Origin of the sequence: Marivirga arenosa, from assembly GCF_030503895.2 — a bacterium.
Taxonomy (GTDB): domain Bacteria; phylum Bacteroidota; class Bacteroidia; order Cytophagales; family Cyclobacteriaceae; genus Marivirga; species Marivirga arenosa.
In genome coordinates this window covers 2,321,412-2,339,914 of record NZ_CP129970.2, presented here as the reverse complement: position 1 = coordinate 2,339,914, position 18,503 = coordinate 2,321,412, and the positions used below count along the sequence as shown (strand labels likewise).

The 18,503-nt window shown below is 34.6% G+C and carries 15 protein-coding genes; 2 read left to right on the top strand and 13 right to left on the bottom strand.

The window, feature by feature from the left end; translation table 11 throughout:
• Positions 1-220: 220 nt before the first annotated feature.
• The 9 genes from QYS48_RS10270 to QYS48_RS10230 form a co-directional block, all read right to left on the bottom strand.
• Positions 221-2,356 (bottom strand): prolyl oligopeptidase family serine peptidase, encoded by a 2,136-nt coding sequence (locus QYS48_RS10270; protein ID WP_308355836.1) that lies wholly within the window; start codon positions 2,354-2,356, stop codon positions 221-223.
• Between the two features lie 95 nt (positions 2,357-2,451).
• The gene (locus QYS48_RS10265) at positions 2,452-3,126 is read right to left on the bottom strand and encodes an ABC transporter ATP-binding protein (protein ID WP_308355835.1); all 675 of its coding nucleotides are present in this window, start codon (positions 3,124-3,126) and stop codon (positions 2,452-2,454) included.
• 3 nt (positions 3,127-3,129) lie between these two features.
• The gene (locus QYS48_RS10260) at positions 3,130-3,816 is read right to left on the bottom strand and encodes a hypothetical protein (RefSeq protein ID WP_308355834.1); all 687 of its coding nucleotides are present in this window, start codon (positions 3,814-3,816) and stop codon (positions 3,130-3,132) included.
• 9 nt (positions 3,817-3,825) lie between these two features.
• A complete protein-coding gene (locus QYS48_RS10255) occupies positions 3,826-4,440 on the bottom strand; it encodes a hypothetical protein (RefSeq protein ID WP_308355832.1) in 615 nt (204 codons plus the stop codon).
• A gap of 593 nt (positions 4,441-5,033) precedes the next feature.
• The gene (locus QYS48_RS10250; protein WP_308355831.1) at positions 5,034-5,381 is read right to left on the bottom strand and encodes a hypothetical protein; all 348 of its coding nucleotides are present in this window, start codon (positions 5,379-5,381) and stop codon (positions 5,034-5,036) included.
• A 36-nt stretch (positions 5,382-5,417) separates the two neighbouring features.
• On the bottom strand, positions 5,418-5,753 hold the full coding sequence (locus tag QYS48_RS10245) for a hypothetical protein (protein ID WP_308355830.1): 336 nt from the start codon (positions 5,751-5,753) through the stop codon (positions 5,418-5,420).
• A gap of 194 nt (positions 5,754-5,947) precedes the next feature.
• A complete protein-coding gene (locus QYS48_RS10240) occupies positions 5,948-6,931 on the bottom strand; it encodes a DUF1028 domain-containing protein (protein ID WP_308355829.1) in 984 nt (327 codons plus the stop codon).
• Positions 6,932-6,952: 21 nt separating this feature from the next.
• The gene (locus tag QYS48_RS10235) at positions 6,953-7,885 is read right to left on the bottom strand and encodes a proline iminopeptidase-family hydrolase (RefSeq protein WP_308355828.1); all 933 of its coding nucleotides are present in this window, start codon (positions 7,883-7,885) and stop codon (positions 6,953-6,955) included.
• Between the two features lie 124 nt (positions 7,886-8,009).
• Positions 8,010-11,387, bottom strand: a complete 3,378-nt coding sequence (locus QYS48_RS10230; RefSeq protein WP_308355827.1) for a GEVED domain-containing protein — start codon at positions 11,385-11,387, stop codon at positions 8,010-8,012.
• A gap of 615 nt (positions 11,388-12,002) precedes the next feature.
• On the opposite strand from QYS48_RS10230, the gene QYS48_RS10225 reads away from it, so the two are divergent.
• Complete coding sequence (locus QYS48_RS10225) at positions 12,003-13,139, top strand: serine hydrolase (protein WP_308355826.1); 1,137 nt, start codon at positions 12,003-12,005, stop codon at positions 13,137-13,139.
• Positions 13,136-13,741, top strand: coding sequence for a hypothetical protein (locus QYS48_RS10220; protein WP_308355825.1), 606 nt, complete (start codon positions 13,136-13,138; stop codon positions 13,739-13,741). The genes QYS48_RS10225 and QYS48_RS10220 overlap by 4 nt, the downstream gene beginning before the upstream one ends.
• A gap of 7 nt (positions 13,742-13,748) precedes the next feature.
• Here the strand turns inward: QYS48_RS10220 and QYS48_RS10215 are convergent, their stop codons facing one another.
• From QYS48_RS10215 to hutH, 4 genes are read right to left on the bottom strand one after another with little or no spacing between them, the layout of a single operon-like run.
• Positions 13,749-14,756: a glycosyltransferase family 2 protein gene (locus QYS48_RS10215; RefSeq protein ID WP_308355824.1), complete on the bottom strand. Its 1,008-nt coding sequence runs from the start codon at positions 14,754-14,756 to the stop codon at positions 13,749-13,751.
• Entirely contained in the window at positions 14,749-15,087 is a 339-nt protein-coding gene (locus tag QYS48_RS10210; RefSeq protein ID WP_308355823.1) for a YbaB/EbfC family nucleoid-associated protein, read from the bottom strand. The genes QYS48_RS10215 and QYS48_RS10210 overlap by 8 nt, the downstream gene beginning before the upstream one ends.
• Positions 15,088-15,089: 2 nt before the next feature.
• On the bottom strand, positions 15,090-17,015 hold the full coding sequence (locus QYS48_RS10205; RefSeq protein WP_308355822.1) for a gliding motility-associated C-terminal domain-containing protein: 1,926 nt from the start codon (positions 17,013-17,015) through the stop codon (positions 15,090-15,092).
• Positions 17,012-18,502 (bottom strand): histidine ammonia-lyase, encoded by a 1,491-nt coding sequence (gene hutH / locus QYS48_RS10200; RefSeq protein ID WP_308355821.1) that lies wholly within the window; start codon positions 18,500-18,502, stop codon positions 17,012-17,014. Before hutH ends, QYS48_RS10205 begins: the two co-directional genes overlap by 4 nt.
• Position 18,503 lies beyond the last annotated feature (1 nt).

Genomic DNA, 18,503 nt, shown 5'->3' with positions numbered 1-18,503 from the left:
TTTTGTATAATAAACCTGTCAGGTTTGAATGTGCAAATCATTGCGAAATTAGCTCCTTATCTAATTTGAAGTTTCGGAAAACCTGACAGGTTTTAGGGCTATACCACCTTGATGATTTAAAAAAAACCTGTCAGGTTTGTATTTGCTTTTATATCGAAATAGCAATCATACTTCTTCGATTATTGCTGGAAACCTGACAGGTTTTTATCATCAAATCAACTTACATTTCTTCCCTAAACGGCTGTACGCCCATATTATACCATGCAAATGAATACTTATCCGCTATGCCATCGATGATTTTGTCGGTTGGTTTACCTGCTCCATGGCCTGCATTGGTTTCAATTCTAATTAAAACCGGGCTATCGCCTGCATGCTTTTCTTGTAGCTCTGCGGCAAATTTGAATGAGTGAGCCGGAACTACTCTATCGTCATGATCAGCAGTCGTTACCATAGTAGCTGGGTATTTCACACCTTCTTTCACATTGTGAACTGGTGAATAGCCCTTCAAATACTCAAACATCTCTTTGCTGTCTTCTGAAGTACCATAATCATAAGCCCAACCCGCACCCGCTGTAAAGGTGTGGTATCTTAGCATATCCATTACACCTACCGCAGGGAAAGCTACTTTCATGAGTTCAGGTCTTTGAGTCATAGTAGCGCCTACTAAAAGACCACCATTTGAACCACCTGAAATCGCTAAATGATCAGAATCAGTATAGCCTTCTGCTATTAAATACTCAGCAGCTGCAATAAAATCATCAAATACATTTTGCTTTTGCATTTTAGTACCCGCTTTATGCCACTCTTCTCCGTATTCTCCTCCTCCTCTTAAGTTGGGTTGTGCGTAAATTCCGCCATTTTCTAACCAAACTAATCGCGCTATGCTAAAACTAGGCCTTAAGCTTACATTAAATCCACCATATGCATATAGCTCTGTAGGGTTTTTACCATTTAACTCAGTGCCCTTTTTATAGGTGATAAACATTGGGATTTTAGTTCCGTCTTTACTTTCGTAAAATACTTGCTCGGTTTCGTAATCTTCAGGATTGAAATCAATCTCAGGTTTCCAGTACAATTCTGAAGTTCCTTTTTCAATATCATATTCAAAAATGGCTGAAGGATAAGTGAAGGAAGTGAAGCTGTAATATAGTTTTTCATCTTCTTTTTCTGCTCCAAATCCACCTGCAGTCCCGATTCCCGGCAATTCTACCTGACGAACTTTATTACCTTCATAATCAAATTGATGCACTTCAGTCTTTACATCTACCATATAATTAGCGAAAATATAACCGCCTGCAGTACTCACATTTAATACATTTTCCGTTTCCGGGATGACATCTTTATAATTCTCCGTAGAAGGATTATTGACATCTACTTCCACCAATCTTCTATTTGGTGCATCGAGATTGGTTTCAATCAAAAGACGATCGCCATCATTATCTAACACCCCATGTTCGCTATCAAATCCTGTAGCAATAGGCACTATAGGGTTATTCCAATCGGATAAATCCTTTACATATAATTCATTACCGCTGGTGCTTACAGAGGCTGAAATGAACAGAAAACGCTCATCATCGCTTACGTAGCCGCCAATATATCGTCTAGGGGTTTCGCTTCCGCCAAAGATCAATTCGTCTTCCGATTGAGGTGTATTTAATTTATGGTAAAACAATTTATGCTCTTGCGTTTTGGCAGAAAGCTCACTTCCTTCCGGCTTATCATAACTGCTGTAGAAGAAGCCCTCATTTCCTTTCCAGGAGATGCCGCTGAATTTCACATTGCGGATGGTATCTTCCACTATGGACTTATCTTCCGTGTCCATTACAATTACTTTTCTCCAGTCAGAACCGCCTTCGGAAATAGAATAGGCTAATAAGCTTCCATCTTTAGTAAAAGACGTTCCGGCCAGGGAAGTCGTAGCATCATCAGAGAATGTATTAGGATCTAAGAAGACTTCCTCTTCTCCATCTAATCCTTTTTTACGGTACATCACCCACTGATTTTGTAGGCCATCGTTTTTATAGGTGTAATAATAATCTCCATGCTTACGAGGTGAACCTTCTTTGGCATAATTCCAAAGTTCAGTAAGTCTTTTTTCGATTTTATCTCTGAAAGGAATATTATTCAGATATCCAAAAGTCACTTCATTTTGAGCCTCCACCCATTCTGCCGTTTGCTCAGATCGGTCATCTTCCAGCCAACGGTAAGGATCCGGCACTTCGGTTCCGAAATAAGTATCTACAGTATCTACTTTTACGGTTTCTGGATAAGAATTAATCTCCATTTTCTCCTTTTTTTCTTCACTATTGCAGGCAAATATTGCCAAAGCAAGAGGAAAAGCCCATATTTTTTTCATATTAGCGAGTTTTAATTTTGAACTAAAATAAGGGCTTTTTAGGAGAAATGCAGGGGAATTATAAAAGCGGTGGAAGATGGGGATGGTGGGAAAATTCAGTTCTTTATCAATTGTAAATAAGCCTTTTCTAATGAGCCAAAGCTTTTCACTAATTCAGATTTCTTTTCATCTATTAAAACTCTACCTTCATTTAAAAAAAGTATATGGTCACATACTTCCTCAATTTCATTCAAAAGATGGCTAGCAATTATGACAGTTTTTCCTTTTGCCTTTAAATCTAAAACCAGTTGCCTCAACATTATAAATCCAGATGGGTCTAAGCCATTGTTTGGTTCATCTAATATAACCAATTTAGGATTTCCTAAAATAGCACAGGCAATATTAAGCCTCTGCTTATTGCCTTGGGAAAGCACACTTACCTTCTTATTCAATTCATCACATAATTCCAACTGCTCAATAACTTTCTCAACTTGTTGATTGTCAGCCTTCTTAATAAATTTAAATATTTTGATTACTTTTTTGACAGTAAATCGAGAGGGAAAACCAAAATTTTCAGAAGCTAAACTAATTTCATTTAATTTAAGTCCGTTATAATTAACATTGCCTTTGTAATCTGTTATAAGTCCAGTAATAATTTTAATGAAAGTAGATTTTCCACTACCATTTTTACCGATTAAACCAATTACATTATTTTTAGGTAAATCTATATTCACCTGTTCAAGACCAATTACCTTACTATATTTTTTGGATATTGAATTTAGAGTAATCATACTTTAATCATCAAAACTTGTCTTTATCAATTTGTAATAAGATAAAAAAGGGATTGCAATAATGAGGAACATTAGTGTCAAAATAACAGTATTGAAATAATCTTCATTATAAAACTGAGGCAATGACAAAGAAAGCCCATGCGGAAACAGATAAATAAAGTTATTATGATCATACCTTAAAAGAAATTCAAAGATATTAATATCAAACCCTAAAAATATAAAGTAAGGCACCAGTACAGCGTAAATGGTTTTTTTAAAAAACAAAACAAATAAATAAGCCAACTGTGCCAACACGATAAAAGATAATAATGTTACAGAAAATCTATTAAACACTGATACATCCTCCAATACATATAAAGAAATACAATAAAGACTTATTGAAGAAAATAAAAAATAGATCGCTGCTAGTATTAATATATGAAACTGATTATTCAGAAATACATCCTTCCTACTTAATCCATTGGAAAGCTGTTTTGCTAAAAACCCAGAAGTTTTTTCTGTAGAAAAAACAACTAGTGTAGAGATATAAAAAAATTTGCAATTTAAATTAAATATTATTTGAAGATCGTTGTTACTTATCCCTTTAGTATAAGAAAAAATAATAAATAATAGTTGAAGTATAGAAAAAACTAAAAGGAAAGCAATATTCCCCTTAGTTTTTAGTTTTAAGAAAACAATTTTAATAATCATTTATTTTAATTAATACGGACATCCATCCTCGATACAACTTGCAATTTCCCATAATAAAGAACCTGGGAATCCAACAGCAAATCCTGCCGTTTCTACCCAGTTATAGTCTTCAATTCTATAACCTGCACAAGCCAAAGCACCCCTTGTTGAACATCCTAAATAATTTAAACTTCTTTCATTTAATCCAACTTTACTTTTCAATTTTCCATTTTCAAATTCAAGTGTGACAGGTTCGCCAGAAATAGAAGGTGAATAATCATAAATCGTAACATTACCCGAATAATTTTCTTTTGGAATATTCTCATATGTCAGAAACATACTAGTAGGATTTTCATTTAAAATATTATTCGAAACTAATAAAAATTCTGAATAGGCTCCTTTAATACGCATAGTGGATGGGAATTCATTTATAGGTACTTTGATTGCCATTTTGGCATCCATTTCATGGAACTCTATTTTTTCTTCGTTTATTTCATATCCTGTATATTTTAATGAAGAATAAAATGGTGAATTTAGAAACTTATCTAAATTTCCTTCATGTATAATCGCATCTGGCTCATCATTTACACAAGCATACATTGTTATAAATAATATTGGGAAAAGTATAACTTTAATTTTTTTCATAATAATAATTAATTAATGTTAATAGTTTTATTTTACCAACTCAACTACAACAAAAAAAAGAAAATGGACAACTATTCCGCATCTGTGGCGCCTTCGGGATAAATAGGAAAGTTATTCACTGTGCTGGGTTTTGGTCTTTTTTTTCAGACTAAATCCTAACTTTTTAGTGTTAGTATTTTGTTGATGCTCAAAGAAAAAAAAAAACGATTAATTTTTCCAAGTTTATTACACTTAATTTTTTCAGTCAAATTATTCAATTAGTTTGAAATACCCTCGTATTAATTGAAAAGAGTCATTTTATATGAAATAGGATTTAATTAATAATTTTATGCGCAGAAACATACATTGATTAAAGCAGAGGATTTAAGTCATCCAAGTGAATTATAAAAATAGTGAAAGGCAAGGATAGTGTTTTTTTAAGATAATTATTTCCAGTCTCGCAATACAGTCGTAAAAATGTAACAATTGGACTTTGATAAATTATTTTAAAGTATTGCCATCATAAAATAAAAAACACTAAGATTATAATGTGTTTTACCTAAGTTTCAGTGAAGTTTTACAAGCACTGCACTAAAATTTATTTGAAAATTTACTTAATTCATTTGAACCAAAACTGAATCTTTTTGTATCTCTATTTCAAAACTTCTATTTAACGAAGCTCCATTTGTATAGTAGCCGAAACACTTTTGATGTTTAAGTTCGCCTTTATTATAAACTTCTAATTGATAGCAACCATCACCTATTACTGTAGTGTCAAATCTAATGGAACCAGCATGTCTGCTATCAATTTTAACATTTCTTAATACTGTTTGATTGGCCTCAGATACAAAAATTAATGCACTGTCATAATCAATATCCGATCTATTAATTAAGACCACATCTGGTTCATTCTTAATGCAGCTCACTAGCAATAAAGTAAATAGTATTAGAACTGTTCTCATATCTTTTCAATTCGCATTTAGGATTCGGAAAAAATATTACAAGCTAAAGCTTAGCTCTATTGAACCATTTTTGGCTCGGTATGGATCAATAGTATATTTAACGACTTTTTTACCGTAGTAGTCACCATTAATTAAGGTGTCTATAGTGCCAGTAAGTACTATATCATAATATCCATCCCTTTTTATCTTAATGGAATCATTAACATAGCCTTTAGCTTGAATAGCCCAACTTACATAGGTTTTGTCCTCATACGGGATCAATTCTACCTCCTGAGGAGAGTCGAAATCAGAAAATGTGATGTCAGCTTCGTCTGTAGTTGGACTGCAAGATATAAATGCGAAGGCAATAAATAGTAAGATAGATTTTCTCATTGCTTATTGATTTGTAGTTATCATTTCCATTTCAGATTGGTTCGCCAAAAGAACCACTTCCTAAGTGAGATAATCTTCTCTAATCTCCCTGAGAAATTGCGATTTAATAATCTCTTCAAAAGAGAAATAATTCTGTAGAAAATCATAACTTTTATAAAAGCGGCACTAGTCGGGGATAGTGGGTTATTCTTTTATCATTTGGTCAATCTTTTCAGTTCTTTTTCACTCACCTCTAACAATCCTACCTCAGGCAATCTTTTAGTCAGCTCGCGCCAGTTTGAATCTTCAGCATATATTTTTTGAAGCATTTCCACTGCTTTATCAGTTTTCCCGTCATTGGCTAGGGTAATAGCCGTCCAATATTGCATTTCCAGATTCTTAGGAAACATTTCCATGGCCGCATTATACTCATTCATGGCTTCTTGCATCTGAGCTTTTTCTACATATAGATCACCTTGATTCATATGCTGGTAAGCACGATACACCTTAACCAATCTGTTCAATTCTTTTACAGGGTTCTCATGATCATCCACTCTTAAATCTAAGACTCTATCATTCCATGGTTCATCGCTAGCTTCTGGCTTTACAATTAATAAGGCAGCGGATTGCTTTCCTCTTATATCACCACCTTGAGCTTGAGCGGCTTCTAAAACTTTCACCATTCTTTCCGCTAAAGCCAAGTCACCATTATCTTTCCATGCTTTTTCCATAGCAGGGACTACCGTATCATTCAGCATCATATTCGCTTGAACAGAGAAATTATCTCCATTCGCATGACCTGCTTCATCAATACATTTCGCTCCTGTGTGAGTTGCCACTCTTCCTTTAACATCCAAAATAGCAACTTGCCTGAAGGCTTTCCCTTCATCATTATTCAATAGACTATCCAAGGCCTCCTGTGGACTTAATCCAGCTTTTAGCATAGCTAAACCTCTTATGCCAAAGGATTTATTGGTGAAAGATTGAGTAGCTACTACTCCAACACCTGCCTCTCCCCATGAAACCGCTGTACCTACACTAAACCAATGACTTTGCACTGCTACTGCCATTTCTCCTGTTTCAGCATCTCTAGCCACTATGGAATAGGTATGTGCTAAAGGATCGGTCGGTTTATTTAACTGTGCAAAAAGATTATAATTCAATAATGAGATTAGAATGATGATGAATGACTTTTTCATTTTTATAGAATTAGGTTGTGACTATTTAATGCTATTTAAGAAGTTGGATAATATTTTATTATATCCCTGCTGATTATCATTTAAGGTTGAATGCCCTGCTCCTTTTACTACAGCAAATTCAGCATTTGGCGTTTGTGTACTGAAATACTTAATCGTTTCAGGTCTTGCCTCATCAAACTCGCCCGTGACAAATAATGTTGGGACTTTTATATTTGATAGTTTATCTGTGGCATCAAAATCTTTCAATGTTCCGGTACATCTGAATTCGCTAGGCCCCCACATATAATTATAGATTACTCGATTAGAGGATGCTGGCACCGTATCCATCGGATGTTGTTTTCTTTTTGTTCTTAGCCCAAATTGAGCCCAGTAATAATTATTAGCTGAATCATAGGCTGCCGTAGAATAATTGCCTGTTTCATTTGCTTCATGTACAATTTCTTGATAACGCTCAGGCAATGTAGTTACTAAAGTATCAGCATCCGCTTCCCATCTTGGCGTGCTAATTAGCGGACTGCTTAATATCATAGCCTTTATCCCTTCCGGATGTGCTGCATAATATTCAAGAGCTAGAGCTCCTCCCCAGGAATGGCCTAATAAATAAAATTCATCTAATTTCAAATCATTCACTACTTTATGTACTTGCGCTACAAAATGGTCTACCGTCATTAAGGTAGTGTCTTCATGATAATCTGATCTACCGCTACCTAGCTGATCAAAAAGTATAACTTTTCGACTTTCATTTTGGGGACTTAATTTGTAGAAATATCGATGAGTTCCACCAGGGCCACCATGCAGTGTTAAGATAGGAGTTCCCTCTCCTTCTCCCATCACTTTATACCAAATCTCTCCACCTTCTACTTTTACTTTTCCTTCATGAGCTTTTATACTTTCTTTTTCCTGACACCCAAAAAATAGAATTATAGAAACTGCTACAAGTAAATATCTCTTCATACTATATTATTCAATTAAATCTCAAATTAATAAATATAAAATTAAAAATAGAAGTCGAAATTATAGACATAAAAAAAGCGTATGAGACAATGCCCCATACGCTTCATATTTAATTAATTTAAACTTACTTAACCATGAAATTAGCACTCACCGCTTCTTTTACGGTATGAGCTTTAAGAATATACATTCCTTTCTCTAAAGTACTAACATCAATAACATTTAATTCCTCTGTAGTAGAAATAGTTCTGATCAAAGCACCATTGCTGCTGTAAATTTGAATTCCTTTTGAAGCATCAATATTCTTAATGTTTACATTCAATTTATCAACTGCTGGGTTTGGATACATATTATATACTGAAATATTATCTTCTTTCCCTAATAATTCAGAGCCTAAGTCAGCCATTGCAAAATTAGCAGGACTATCTGTGATATTTATGGTATAATCTTCCACCTCACCGTATGAGAATACTTCACAAGGAGTAGCTTCTGCATTATACTTCATCGTTACTCTCATTCTTGTAGTACCTGTTAAAGCAGTAGAAGGAATATTTAAGGTTGCACTTAGTAAATTGCTGCTGCTTGATGATCCGTTTACTAATCTTTCACCAGATGAGAAAGTACCATCCTGATTTAAATCAACCCAGATGCTCCAGTATTCAGTATAACTGCTTCCGCTAAATGCAGCTTGAACGTTCATAGAAGTAGCTGCACCTCTCTGTACATTTGCTACCTGACTAGTGAAATCAGCATATCCACCATTGTCTCCACTTGTATTATCAATAGAACCTAATACTACTCTCTGAATCCATTCGTAGCTAGAGTTATTTCCGCTTGAATTACAATAAGTAATTACAACTGGTGCATCCGTAGTAAAGAAACTAGAAGATGAATAAGCACTATTGCTGCTTGAACAGTTACTTCTAACTTGCCATTCATATTGAGTTTCAGCAGATAATCCACTAACACCAGTTGAATTTGAAGAAGAAGCTAAAGTAGTCCAAGAAGAAGTTCCGTTTACTCTAATTCTTACTGTATAATCATTAGCAGCACTTTCACTTGACCAAGATAAAGTTGCAGAAGTTTCACCTATGCTAGAAGCTGTTAGGCTAGTTGGCACAGTACATACTTCAGGAGTACCTTCGGTTATGTTAACAGTATAATCTTCCACCTCACCGTATGAGAATGATTCACATGCGGTTGGCACGCCATTATACTTCATTGACACTCTCATAGTGGTATTACCAGAAAGAGCTGATGCAGGAACTGTAAAGCTTCCGCTTACTGGTGTAGCTTGAGTAGCAGATTGACTCCAAACTTGCTCACCAGCGTCAGAGAAATCTCCATCCTGATTATAATCAATCCATACACTATAACCTTCACTGTAAACAGTACCTGTCCATTCCGGAGTAACCGTAATAGTTGCAGCATCCCCTTTACCTAAATTAGTTGATTGAGAAGTGAAATCAGCATAACCAGAAGCAGCAGCACCAGAAGAATTATCTAAACTTCCTAACTGTACTCTACCAATATACTCATCTGCCACGCTGTTTCCATTAGAATTACAATATACTAATTGAACTTCAGTAGTAGTGAAATTAATACTTGCCGAATAAGCAGAATTTGTTCCGCCAGAACATTTGCTTCTCACTTGTGCTTGATATTGAGTAGTTGCGCTTAAACCTGTTAAAGTAACAGAGCTAGCAGAAACGCTTTCTACAGTCCAAGTTGAAGTACCAGCTTGTCTGTATCGAACATCATAAGTAGCACCCGTAACTGCATCCCAACTTAAATCAGCTGAGTTAGAACCTACATTTGATGATCCTAAATTAGTTGGTGTAGTAGCCTCACAAACAACTGGAGTACCCGATACACCGGTTACAATTAATGAGAAATTTTGGCTGCCACTATTTAAAGACCCCTTATGAGTAACTGTAATAGTATAAGTACCACTTGCATTATTTATGTCAACTCTCTCGTAAGGATCTACATTATTATCACCTTTAGCATTGCTATTTACGCCTGTTAATTTGTAAGGCTGATAGGTATTTGAACTTTGAGTTACTCTGATATCTAAATCATTTACTAAAACTGGAGTACTTAAATTAGTTGTACCCGTGTTTGCAGTTCCTCCTAAATCAGTCCATGAAATTGACGCTAATAACGGACTAACCCCATCAGACTCTACCGTGATAGTATAAGATTCACCATTATTTAAAGTTAATTCTTCAATTTTACTTTCATTGCCAGCTGCAGTAATCGTTTCAGCAGCTCTTTTAGTATTCATTAATCCCCATCCAAAAACAGCATCAGGACCTGTGATCCCTGCATCATCTGCAGTATGAAGTGCTAATCCTTTAAGAGTAGCCGCTCTCATATAATTACCAAAAACATTGTTAGCATGCTCTTGTAATAATAATAAGCTACCTGCTACATTAGGAGAAGCCATTGAAGTACCTGTAATGGAGTTATATGCAGTATTACTACTTTCATAAGTTGAATACACGCCAGTACCGTTACCTGTAATATCTGGCTTAATTCTGTAATCATCAGTAGGACCTTCACTCGAAGAGCTATTTATGGCAACCGCAACTAAATTACCATTAGCATCAATATTTGCGTCCTGAGCGTTAGCCACAACCATATTGTTTTTAGCCGTTGAATGACCTGATAATTTATCGAATGAGCTATTACCACCTAATGGGCTACCATTATAACTGTTTTGGTTTCCATCATTACCTGCAGCTACAACCATCATATAATAAGGTGAATTATACATTAGATTATCCCAATCTCTTGATTCTGCAATGTAAGCACCAAAATACCAATCAGGTAATTGATCACCTCTATATCCATAAGAGTGGTTAGATATTAACATACCTCCTGCAGCGGCAGATGTAGCTTCAGATAAATCGTTATTCCAATCATACCCTACTGCATTTGCATGGGGAGCCATTCCTTTCGCATCAGCTACCACTCCAGACGCTATGATAGTACCTGTAACATGAGCTGCATGAAAATTTAAGGTTGAAGATCCGTCCCCAACTGAAAACCTATTTGTACCACCTGCTCCATCATACTCTTGGTGAGAAGCTCTTGCAAGGCCCCCATCCCAAACGTGAGCAGTCATGTCATCACCCATTAAGTTAAGGCCTAAGCCTCCACCAGAGTTTAACCAATTAGCTCTTGTAGATCTTGCTGCATCTACATTGTAAGTGATATAATAAATGGGTTCTCCACTAGGGGTCAGCTTTTGTAATTCAGCCATTCTTCCATCATCAAACTGCATTCTAACTTCCCAACCTTTTTGTTTGGCAACTTTTATAGCCTGCTCCTTTTCTTTTTTTGCTTTGGTTGCAAAATCAACTTCAAGTTGTTTTAGTGTTTGAATATTATACTGATTAGAAATTTTCTTCCTCTGTTGCAATGTTTGAGCCATTGCTGTGCTTGTGAGCAACACGCAAGCAAGCACCAAAAAATTTAGTCTAGTAAAAATTGTTCTCATGTGATTTAGTTTAGGTTTAAAAATTATTGTTAGTTAGTGATAAAAAATTTATAATATAATTATTCTAATATTTACATGTGTTTAAATTTATATTTTTAACTGAATACTCTTCCCAAATGTCAATCGAGACTTTTAATACACTCAATAAAATTAATGTAAGTACATTATATGTATTTGATATTTTACTAAAAGAAACGATACAATAGTTATTAAATAAACTGAAGGGTTTAGGGAGCATTAGGGTAAGGTTTTGATCTTGATATTTGAACTTTTAATTGCATACAATTACAATTATAAGAATAATATTCTGTAAATCTAAAATTTTACACAACATATCACTTTCAATTTTACGAGCTAATAAATATATACTTATGTAAAAACTAAGTTTAAACCATTATAAAACAGAAATTAAACCTATGTAAGTTTTTAATTTTTTTTCATATTTTTTATTAATGATCCTAACGGAAAAGTTATATAAATCTAAAAGAGATAAAATATCTACAAAACATACTATTATTGAATAATTCCTATATATTGACTTATCAATTCAAGATAACAATAAACAAAATCATAGAATTTGATTTAAATTGTATTTCCAAACAACTCATCAGTACCATGAAGAAAACACTTTTAGTATTTATAGTATGCTCATTATTCTTTTCAGAATTATTCAGCCAGTATTATCCTGATCAAAATTGGGAAAGAAAATCTGCAAAAGAACTAAAGCTTAATCAAGCATTATTAGATAGCGCAGTATCTGTGGCTGAAAATAATGAAAACGCTGTTAATAAAGATTTAAGAATTGCCATCATGGAAGCCTTTTCACGTGAGCCTGATTTTGAAATACTGGGGGAAGTAAAAGAAAGAGGTGGACCTGCAGGCGTGATTATTAAAGATGGATATATAGTAGCTGAGTGGGGCGATATAAACCGAGTGGATATGACCTTCAGTGTAGCCAAAAGTTATTTATCTACCGTAGCTGGACTTGCACTAGACGAGAACTTAATTTCTGACATTAATGATAAAGCCTACCATTACGTTTGGGATGGCACTTTTTCAGGAGCTCACAATAAAAAAATCACTTGGGATCATTTATTAACGCAATCCTCTGATTGGTCGGGTCAACAGTTCGGATTGTATGATTGGGCCGACAGACCCCCTAGAGAAGGTGGAATTGATGATTGGAGAGCCAGAAAGCTTAATGAACCTGGTACTTTCTATAAATATAATGATGTTAGAGTTAATGTATTAGCCTATTCACTATTACAAGTTTGGAGAAAACCATTGCCAGTGGTTTTAAAAGAAAAGATCATGGATCCTATAGGCGCATCTACAACCTGGCGATGGTTAGGCTATGATAATTCTTATGTGAATGTTGATGGATTAAAAGTACAGTCCGTTAGCGGTGGTGGTCATTTTGGTGGCGGTATATTTATCAATTCATTAGATCATGCCAGATTTGGATTACTATTCTTAAGAAATGGTAAATGGGGCAATAAACAACTAATATCTGAAGACTGGGTGAAAAGTGTTCAAGAATCTTCAACCGCAAACCCAGACTATGGTTATTTATGGTGGAACAATAGCCAGGAAAAATGGGAGGGTGTATCCAAAGATGTTTATTATGCAGCTGGTTTTGGTGGAAACTATATTATCATCGATGAAAAAAATGATATGGTGGTAGTAAGCAGATGGATAGACAACTCGAAGATTGATGATGTGATGAGATTATTACAGGAGGCAGTGAAATGAAGTACTACTCATTATATCTTTTTGTTTCATGTTTATTGATTCAGCCAATATCCATTTCAGCACAATCTACTTTTCAGAATGGTTATGTTGTTACTAATGAAAACGACACTATATTCGGTCAAATAAAGGATCGAAGTGCAGAACCTTTCGGAGAAATATTCAAAAAGGTTAGAATGAAAAAAAAGTGGATTTTCTATAAAAAGTATAGCCCAAGAAGTATCAAAAGCTATAAGATTGGTGATAAAACCTATGAATCTATTTGGTACGATAGCTATACAGAACTTTTTTCCATATTTCACATAAGCAAAGCAAACCAAGGCGAAAAAACCTTTATGCGCCTAGCGGTAGATGGGGAACTGAAATTATACTGGAAAGAGTATAGAGATCACGCTAATAATGATGGCTATGAAATAGCCATCCCCTTTTTCAAAAAAACAAATTCTTATGAAATGGTAAGAGTAACCCAGGGTGTTTTAGGATTTAAGAAAAAGCTATTACGGAATTTCTTTTCAGACTGCCCATCAATAGTAGAGAAAATTGATAATGGTGACTTTGAAGTGCCAGAACAAATAGCTCTTTATTACAATTCAAGCTGCAACTAAAGGCTGATTACAATGTAAATTTCAACTTTGCAAAGCTTTTAAACCCTTTCAAAAAATAGGCTATAATTATAGAGCGTGAAAATACTTCAGGGTGAGTAAAACCTTCCTTTTCATTTTGGGAATACTTTTTACTCATTTTTCGGAAATCACGATGTGCTTTACTTATAGATTTAGCATTTGAATACTTCCCTACTACCGTAAGCTGAATAAAGGCTATATAATCAAGTATTGTTCTTTTGAATTTAATTTTTGCAAATTCTTTTTGGCTTAAATTCTTATAAAGCAATAACCAGTTATTTCTAAAATTAAGATAGGTTTTAAATGGACTTTCGGCATTTAAGGTTCCACCCCCAACATGATAAACCGTACTTTTTCCACAATAGTAAATCTGTTTTCCTCTGTTTTTAGCTCGCCAGCAAAAATCTATCTCTTCCATATGAGCGAAAAATTCAGCGTCAAGCTCGCCTAATTCATGAAAATCTTTTGCACGTACGAATAAACACGCCCCGGTAGCCCAAAAAACCGATCGATTATCATCATATTGGCCTTGATCCTTCTCTAAAGTAGAAAAGATACGGCCTCTACAAAAAGGATAACCTAAAAAATCTATATAGCCACCTGCAGCACCAGCATATTCAAAATATTTCTTATCATGAAAAGACCTAATTTTAGGTTGACAGGCTGCAATTTCTGTATTCTCATCCATGAGTTCAACCACAGGTTCAATCCATGATTTTGTAGTTTCAACATCAGAATTAAGCAACACATAATACTCTGCTTCTACATATTTAAGCGCATAGTTATACCCACCAGCATAACCTAAATTTTCAGGTATCTTAATAAGTTGAATTTCAGGAAACTGAGATTCTAAGAAGTGAACAGAATCATCAGTTGAGGCATTATCAGCCACAATCACCTGATAAGGGCTTGAGTTTTCTAATACATTAGGCAGAAATTGTTCAAGATAATTTCTGCCATTATAATTTAATATTACTACTGCTACTTTATTAGCCATTGAACATATTACCTAAGTCCATTCCAGGTATATTAGGCAATACCCCATCAGTAGCTTTTTTCATTTCTTCTTTAGCAAGACCATCTACCTCTTCCATAGCTTTATTTACAGCCGCTACAGTCAAATCTTGAATCATTTCCTTGTCTTTATCATTCATTAATGATTCATCAATCTCGATGCTGATCACTTGTTTTTTACCATTTACTGTTGCCTTCACCATTCCAGCACCTGCTTCACCATCTGCTGTAATGTGAACAAGGTTCTCCTGAGCTTGCTTTACTTTGCCCTGAACCTCTTTAATCTGTCCCATCATTTTCATCATATCAAACATAACTATCGAATTAAATTAAATACTCCACTTTTAAAATACTCTTCACCAAATTCGTCTACAACACGAATTGAATACGCATAGGTTCCCTCAGGAGCAGGGCGATTAGTTAAATATCCATCCCAGCCTATTTCTATATCATTACTTCTAAATACTAGTCCGCCCCATCTGTTATAGATACTAAATTCAACCTCATTTATAAATTTACCCCTTACTCGTATCACTTCATTTAATGCATCACCATTTGGCGTGAAAGCTGATGGAACAGAAAAAATGGAAGGTATCTTAAATCTCACAAGATTAGAAAATGAAGTTAGACCTGTCTCAGAAACTGCCTGAACCTGGTAAAAAACTAATTGATCATCCGTATCCGTTAAGTCCTCTTGAAAAGTAGTTTCTAAACCTATTTGCTCTCTTGAAATAAGATTCAAATCATTATCATATTTTGATAAGAAATAATTCGCGAGATTATTGGAATATCCTGTATATTCATTCCAGTTAAAATTTAGTATATTGTCGTTTTGATTTAGCGTCAATAATATGTTTGAAGCTATGGTAGTAACTGGAGATATTCCTCCACAATTATTGGTGTAAGAAACTGAATAATAAAATTCTCTTTCAAAAAAAGCGAAACCAATATCCGTAAAACTATTTTGCTCTATCTCTGCAATTCTGGTAAAGTCATCTTCAAGCCTTTGCTTTTTATACACTATGAAATTATTAGGATTTAGTCCTGCTGGTACTTCCCAGCTTATTTGTAGCTCTGTATCAGATATAACATTCAATGATATTTGATCGATAGGGATAGTAGGTGAGCCTGTAAATGAAGTTACAGGTTTTATCAATGAAGATATTTCTATTCCTGATTCACTTACAGCTACTATTTGATAATCATCGCTTTGTCCACACAATAAATTCTCATCTAAAAAGGTGGAACTGCCTGAAAATATCAGTTCACCATTTTTAAAAACTCTACTTTCTTGAAAAGATTCAGAATTCCAACTTAATAAATTCCCTCTTTCCTGTGCTTGAGCAGCAAACTGAATAGTACACAACTCCTCTGAGCTTAAAGTTTCTCCTGAACATAAGCTTGAAGTAACAATTCTAACGCAGTAGAAATTTCCATCAATATCTAAGTTCTCAAAAGTATAATTACCTGAAGTTTGCCCACTAATTAGTTGAACATTCTGATAATTATCTTTCCCGTTCTCACTTAATTGTAATTGATAAGTTTGGTTTGCGTTCAATGAGTAGGCAATCTCAAAACTTTCATCCGATAGTATTTCTAAACTATTAAGGCTTGCAGCAGATTCTTGTTGATCAATGGGTATAAAAGATTCAGATGAGGTATTATTTTGACAGTTATTATTTCCAGTTCCATCGAAAAAGGGAGTTATTGAGACGGTATATTCTATTTCAGGATCAGCGTAAGTATGACTTATTGGAAAATCACTGGACTGAACGCCTGTAAGATTAGAACCATCACCAAAATTTATATCATAACGGTCATAAATATCATTTTCTTGATTTAAATCAAAAATTGTATTGTCAGTACAATTCGATATTAACACCTCTACGGGTATTGATTCAAATATACTAACCGATATACTGTCATATACTTGATCATTTGGCAATTGCCTTAAAAATAATATATCGAAATTTCCTGCGTCATTATAGATAAAGCTAAAATCATCTGAAGACTGTGCTGGATTACCGAAGCATGAATTATTTGCTGCTAGATCTGATAAATCAGCATCAAAACAGATAAATACAGTACCTACGGTGTCTGTTGGAGTAAGAGTAATTCTTGTACCTTCACAACCTTTCAAATAATTTACTGTAAATAAACCATTTTCACTTTCAAAACTCCCTTGAGCTAAAAGTGCAAATGATAAAACAGTAAGAAATATAGATAATAATAGCTTTCTCAAATCTTGTAATTTTTAATAAAGTGTACTGCCTTCACTATGTCATCATGCAGTACTCGATCATCCTCAATCAACGAAACATCTTTTCTAAAATTACTAATTATTTTTTCTAATTGAGAACTTGTCCTCAATGGCCGTCTAAATTTAATAGCTTGAGAGGCATTTATCAACTCTATTGCTAATATCTGATATGTATTTTCTATGATTTTATACAATTTGGTTGCGGCATTTGCTCCCATACTTACATGGTCCTCTTGTCCATTTGATGAAACAATGCTATCTACGCAAGCAGGAGTACATAATTGTTTACTCTGACTCACTAAACTAGCAGCACTATATTGTGGTATCATTAAGCCCGAATTTAAACCTGGATTCATTACCAGAAAATCAGGTAATCCTCTGCTTCCAGAAATCAACTGATAAGTTCTTCTTTCTGATATATTACCCAGTTCAGCTAACGCTATAGCTAAAAAATCAAGTGCTAATGCAAGAGGCTGACCATGAAAATTCCCACCTGATATTATTTCACCTTCTTCAGGAAAAATATTGGGATTATCCGTTACTCCCGCTAACTCTTTTCCAACTATTGACTTAACATATTCTATGGCATCGTAACTTGCACCATGCACTTGTGGAATGCACCTAAAACTATAGGGATCCTGCACATGCACTTTTTCCTGCTTGATTATTTCGCTACCCTCTAGTAGTTCCAAAATCTCTTTTGCTACGATCTTCTGCCCATCCTGATTTCTGATCAGATGAATTTTTGAATCGAAAGGCTCAGGTCTTCCATCAAAAGCATCTAAAGAAAGAGCTCCAATATGGTTAGCCCAATTTATAATTTCCTCCGCAGCTAAAGCAGAATGCACTCCAAAAGCATTCATGAATTGAGTACCATTTAAAAGAGCAAGACCCTCCTTCGCTTTTAAATGGATCGGCTCCCAATTTTTCTCTTTTAATAATTGCTCACCACTAATTTTTTTGCCTTGAAAATAAACTTCACCTTTTCCAATTAACGGTAGCGATAAATGAGCTAATGGTGCTAAATCTCCTGAAGCCCCCAATGAACCTGATTCGTAAACAACTGGAAATATATCATCATTATAGAAATCTATGAGCCTATTAACGGTTGCTAATTGTACACCACTATGACCATAAGTTAAGGACTGAATTTTTAGCAATAGCATAATTTTAACTATGCGTTGATTAATTTCAGGACCAGTCCCACAAGCATGAGACATCACTAAATTAACTTGAAGTTGCTCTAAATCAGATTTTGAAATATTTCTATTGTATAAAGAACCAAATCCTGTATTAATTCCATAGACCGGATCCTCAGAGTTTTGTATATGATTATCTAAAAAATTTCTGCAGTTCTCTATAGCTTCAATGGCTTTATTAGCTAATTTGATTTTTAAATCATCAGCTAATATCCTCCTTATATTGGCAAGGCTTAGGTCGTGATTACCAAGCTCAAAAAAATTGCTCATA

Excerpts from the sequence above, each read along its gene's own strand:
- QYS48_RS10270 (WP_308355836.1), bottom strand. The coding sequence starts at position 2,356 with ATGAAAAAAATATGGGCTTTTCCTCTTGCTTTGGCAATATTTGCCTGC.
- QYS48_RS10265 (WP_308355835.1), bottom strand. The coding sequence starts at position 3,126 with ATGATTACTCTAAATTCAATATCCAAAAAATATAGTAAGGTAATTGGT.
- QYS48_RS10260 (WP_308355834.1), bottom strand. The coding sequence starts at position 3,816 with ATGATTATTAAAATTGTTTTCTTAAAACTAAAAACTAAGGGGAATATT.
- QYS48_RS10255 (WP_308355832.1), bottom strand. The coding sequence starts at position 4,440 with ATGAAAAAAATTAAAGTTATACTTTTCCCAATATTATTTATAACAATG.
- QYS48_RS10250 (WP_308355831.1), bottom strand. The coding sequence starts at position 5,381 with ATGAGAACAGTTCTAATACTATTTACTTTATTGCTAGTGAGCTGCATT.
- QYS48_RS10245 (WP_308355830.1), bottom strand. The coding sequence starts at position 5,753 with ATGAGAAAATCTATCTTACTATTTATTGCCTTCGCATTTATATCTTGC.
- QYS48_RS10240 (WP_308355829.1), bottom strand. The coding sequence starts at position 6,931 with ATGAAAAAGTCATTCATCATCATTCTAATCTCATTATTGAATTATAAT.
- QYS48_RS10235 (WP_308355828.1), bottom strand. The coding sequence starts at position 7,885 with ATGAAGAGATATTTACTTGTAGCAGTTTCTATAATTCTATTTTTTGGG.
- QYS48_RS10230 (WP_308355827.1), bottom strand. The coding sequence starts at position 11,387 with ATGAGAACAATTTTTACTAGACTAAATTTTTTGGTGCTTGCTTGCGTG.
- QYS48_RS10225 (WP_308355826.1), top strand. The coding sequence starts at position 12,003 with ATGAAGAAAACACTTTTAGTATTTATAGTATGCTCATTATTCTTTTCA.
- QYS48_RS10220 (WP_308355825.1), top strand. The coding sequence starts at position 13,136 with ATGAAGTACTACTCATTATATCTTTTTGTTTCATGTTTATTGATTCAG.
- QYS48_RS10215 (WP_308355824.1), bottom strand. The coding sequence starts at position 14,756 with ATGGCTAATAAAGTAGCAGTAGTAATATTAAATTATAATGGCAGAAAT.
- QYS48_RS10210 (WP_308355823.1), bottom strand. The coding sequence starts at position 15,087 with ATGTTTGATATGATGAAAATGATGGGACAGATTAAAGAGGTTCAGGGC.
- hutH (WP_308355821.1), bottom strand. The coding sequence starts at position 18,502 with ATGAGCAATTTTTTTGAGCTTGGTAATCACGACCTAAGCCTTGCCAAT.